The organism is Candidatus Binatia bacterium (assembly GCA_029248525.1).
Classification (GTDB): Bacteria; Desulfobacterota; Binatia; order UBA12015; family UBA12015; genus UBA12015.
This window is the reverse complement of record JAQWJE010000030.1, coordinates 1-3,611: the sequence shown is the minus strand read 5'-3', so window position 1 is coordinate 3,611 and position 3,611 is coordinate 1. Positions and strand designations below refer to the sequence as shown.

The window sequence follows — 3,611 nt, the reverse complement described above, 5'->3', positions numbered from 1 at the left end:
GCCGGACCCCTTCACGCAAAGCGATTCGATCTCTCGTCCCAGAATATCGGTTTGGAGCGTCTTCACGGAGGTGTTCCCACCGCCATGCATTACCAAGTCGTCATCGCGCCCGATCAGGCGAGATGTATAGACCCGAAGGGCAATATCCTCTCCCCATTGACCGTAGGAAACATGAAGGCCCTTTTTGCCCCAGCGACGGTATGTGGTTTGTTCCGGCCAGGACCGTTTCGGTCTCCTGGTGAGGATTGAAATGGGATTCAAGCCAAGTACTTGACCTGTCGCAACTGGCAATTTGGCGTGTTCTGGAGCCGTGTCCAATGTACGTTCGCCGGAGGTGCCTGATCTTGCAGTTGACGGTAGGAAACATGAAGGCCCTTTTTGCCCAACCGACGCTCTATTCGTCAAGCCGAATCAGGCCACAAGCAGTCGCCAAATCGCCTTCCCGCCCGTGGCGGAGCCGCTGGGCGGCGGCGAGGATAAGTGGGTCAAAGTCAGGCAGGTGAAGGATTGGGACAGCCCACCGGAAGAACTGCAGGACTGAACCCTCGCCGTCGACGTGATTGAACTACGGAATAATCAGGTCAAACACCGCGTGCTCGATCCCGTCACTGCCGACCTCCAGAGCTACCGCCAAACCCTCGACCGCCCAAGGGTCCGCCTTCAAAAACGGATCACCGACAAAATACATCTGCGTCGTGAGCAACTCGACGCCCTCTCTCCAGACCTTGAAGTGTACATGCGCGGGCCGATACGCCCCGAGGGCCTGATACCATCCGGGCTTCAGCGTCCGGAAAGAATATTGTCCGTCCCCCTCCGTCACTGTGAATCCTCGGTAACGCATTTCTTCGCTGGCATTATCGTAGAGAACGTCGGCATCAGGAGTCAGTTCCTCAACGCTGATGGTGGTCGGATACCCGTGCCAGACCTCCACGGTTGCATCCCCGATCGGACGACAGGTCGTATCCAGCACGCGCCCGGAGATGGACAACGCGTTTCCGGCGTCCGCATACAGGTCGAGGTTGGTGCGCTCGGGCGATCCTGGTCGCCAAAAGGGCCCCTCGATATCCGCAGGCGTCTCCATGCAACGCCCAGACGCACCTGACGTTCCCTCCTGCCCCGAACTACCGCACCCCGTGAGGAACATCAGAACTCCGCCACTGGTGCCGAGGAAAAATTGTCGCCGAGTCCAGCCGAATCCTTCTACAGGGTTGGACTTCCCAAGAGTAGTTGATGACTGCCTCAATTTTCATCCCTCCCCGTTGGATAATTCACACTCGCTCGCAAACATGAATTGCAGACCACCGTTAGCCTAGGCGAGCGAGATTGGTAAGCGGTGTTTTCGAATTCGGCGCTTTCGAGCGCCAGAAATCCGAGACGCCCGGCGGGGTCGCCCCCCTCGATCTGACCCGTGCGATCGCGTGGATCCACCGGGCCTTCAAACGGCGCTCGCGGCTTCCCCCTCCGGGCGACAGGGCAATCTTCACGTTGTAAGACGGTAGGAAACATGAAGGCCCTTTTTGCCCAAGCGACGCTCTATTCGTCAAGCCGAATCCTGCCACAAGCAGTCGCTAAATCGCCTTCCCGCCCGTGGCAGAGCCGCTGGGCGGCTGTTCTCCGAGAGTCCCGAAAACGGCCACTGTGTCAATTTTGTGCCAATTCACTTTGCCACCCCTTCGACCGCGGCCCGCATCTCGGTGTCCGAGAGGTGTGCGTAACGCTGAGTGGTCTCGATATCGACTTGGCCGGGGAGCTTGGAGACGGTGTAGAGCGGCACTCCACTTTGCACCAGGCGGCTGGCAAAGGCGTGGCGGAGGTCGTGGAATTTCAGACCCTCGATGCCGGCCTCGGCGCACGAGAGCCGCCCTGCGGCATCGACGGTCTTGTTGCCCATCCGAGTTTTGCCCGCCCGGAGATCTCGACCCCAGTGGGAAACGTACCCTGGGAAGACGAACCCGCCTGCCCACCGGCTGCCCAAACCACGGCAAGTGATAGTCGGGGCGCGGGCTTGCGCGCAAGGTTGTTGATCCGAGCCTTCTCCACCTCTCCCGAGATTGGACCCGGCATTCAATAATAGTGACTGCGAGCACCTTGACGCCCTTTCACGACTGAACCTTCCTACCAAAACGCCTCCCAGCGGCTCCGCCACGGGCGGGAACGGCGGGAAACGCTGCCGGGCGCAGAATCGGGATGGAAGAATAGAGCGCCTTCTGGGCAAAAAGGGCCTTCATGTTTCCTAGCGTCTGGCTGCCCCGAAAGCGGGCGAGGTTTACGGCTGCGAGGCGCTCGAATCCAAAAGTCCTGACGTCTGCTATCGTTCTATCGACGATCTTGCTAGAAAACGAAAGATGGAGAGGGTCTGAGTTTGCGCGCGAATTTTGGACGACTCGTGGCGAGTATTGTATTAGTGGCTCTCGTCACTGGATGCGCAGCTATTCGATCGATGCAGGGCAAGGATCCGGAGTACGACTGCGCTGAGTACCGTTACGGCGAGTTGCTATATGAAGAGCTTGTTTTATACCCCGAACCGTTTTGGCGAGAGAACCTGATAAAGCCTGGTTACTGTAAAGAACATCCGCTTCTAGAGGGTTGGGCATTTGCGCTCCGGCAGGACATCGATGCCTACTTCAGAAAGGTGCCCAGACAGGATGAGGTGATTGTCACCCACTCCGAACTTGGCGGGGCGAACTATGTCGTTCTCGGCAAAGTCCGCTGGCCGGTTTTCGAGGGGGCCGACGGCTTCGCGTGCACGGAGGGAGTCCTTGCGGGAAGAGCCCTTCAGGTCTTTCCGGATGCCGACGCAGTCATTGTTGGGCAGTCGCAGTCGGCGCCAGCCGACACTTCAGGCAATGCGTGGCAGAGCATGCTCGGTTCTATTGGAAGCTCGACTACGATTCGGATGACGCCAAGTTACTACTTGAAGATTGACCAAGCTCATTCTCCGGATTATTGGATGACCTATGCCTGTGGCGGAATTGCCGTTCGGTTTGTTGCCCATGCGGATGCGGAAACCGGAGAAAGTCGCTGAGGGCTCTGGGGCAAGGGGAGTAGCCCCCAGAGATCGCTTCGCCCATGCTGGTAGCCCTTCATCTGGCCCGCCCGGGGGCTCCGCCACGGGCGGGAAGTGCTGTCGGTGGTAAAATCAGGATGGATGAATAGAGCACCGCTTGGGCAAAAAGGGCCTTCATGTTTCCTACCGTAAGGGACGTTGGGACAATGGGAGAGTCCCGATTTCCTGAGACGATCTGGGTGGCTCAATTCCAAATTGTTACCAGGCCTTGAGGCTGAAGGAGTCGGAGCGACTGGAAGCAGAAGAGTGTGCGGGAGGCCTGCCCTGATATCGCGCACTTCAGTCGAGCCTTACCTCATAGCTTCGTAGCCCCAGGGCGTGTTCCGTTAGGGCTAGTTTTCAGAATTCGCGCTCCAGCATCAGACCAAGCTCCAACTGACGGTAGGAAACATGAAGGCCCTTTTTGCCCAAGCGACGCTCTATTGGTCAAGCCGAATCCTGCCACAAGCAGTCGCTAAATCGCCTTCCCGCCCGTGGCAGAGCCGCTGGGCGCAATGTGAGCGTTCAGATTTCCGGAGAATACCTGGGCAGTTCAATTCCAAAG

General features: G+C 58.3%; 4 protein-coding genes. 1 reads left to right on the top strand and 3 read right to left on the bottom strand.

Features of this window, described 5'->3' with window-relative positions:
- From P8K07_06440 to P8K07_06430, 3 genes are all read right to left on the bottom strand, one after another.
- The coding region (locus P8K07_06440; protein ID MDG1958157.1) for a hypothetical protein at nucleotides 1-261 on the bottom strand (261 nt) is incomplete at its 3' end.
- A 304-nt stretch (nucleotides 262-565) separates the two neighbouring features.
- The gene (locus tag P8K07_06435; protein MDG1958156.1) at nucleotides 566-1,144 is read right to left on the bottom strand and encodes a hypothetical protein; all 579 of its coding nucleotides are present in this window, start codon (nucleotides 1,142-1,144) and stop codon (nucleotides 566-568) included.
- Between the two features lie 513 nt (nucleotides 1,145-1,657).
- Nucleotides 1,658-1,891, bottom strand: coding sequence for a tyrosine-type recombinase/integrase (locus P8K07_06430; GenBank protein ID MDG1958155.1), 234 nt, complete (start codon nucleotides 1,889-1,891; stop codon nucleotides 1,658-1,660).
- 471 nt (nucleotides 1,892-2,362) lie between these two features.
- On the opposite strand from P8K07_06430, the gene P8K07_06425 reads away from it, so the two are divergent.
- Entirely contained in the window at nucleotides 2,363-3,025 is a 663-nt protein-coding gene (locus P8K07_06425; protein MDG1958154.1) for a hypothetical protein, read from the top strand.
- Nucleotides 3,026-3,611: the final 586 nt, after the last annotated feature.

What these genes read in the sequence shown, in the direction of transcription:
- P8K07_06435 (MDG1958156.1), bottom strand. Translation starts at nt 1,144, where the DNA reads ATGTTCCTCACGGGGTGCGGTAGTTCGGGGCAGGAGGGAACGTCAGGT.
- P8K07_06430 (MDG1958155.1), bottom strand. Translation starts at nt 1,891, where the DNA reads ATGGGCAACAAGACCGTCGATGCCGCAGGGCGGCTCTCGTGCGCCGAG.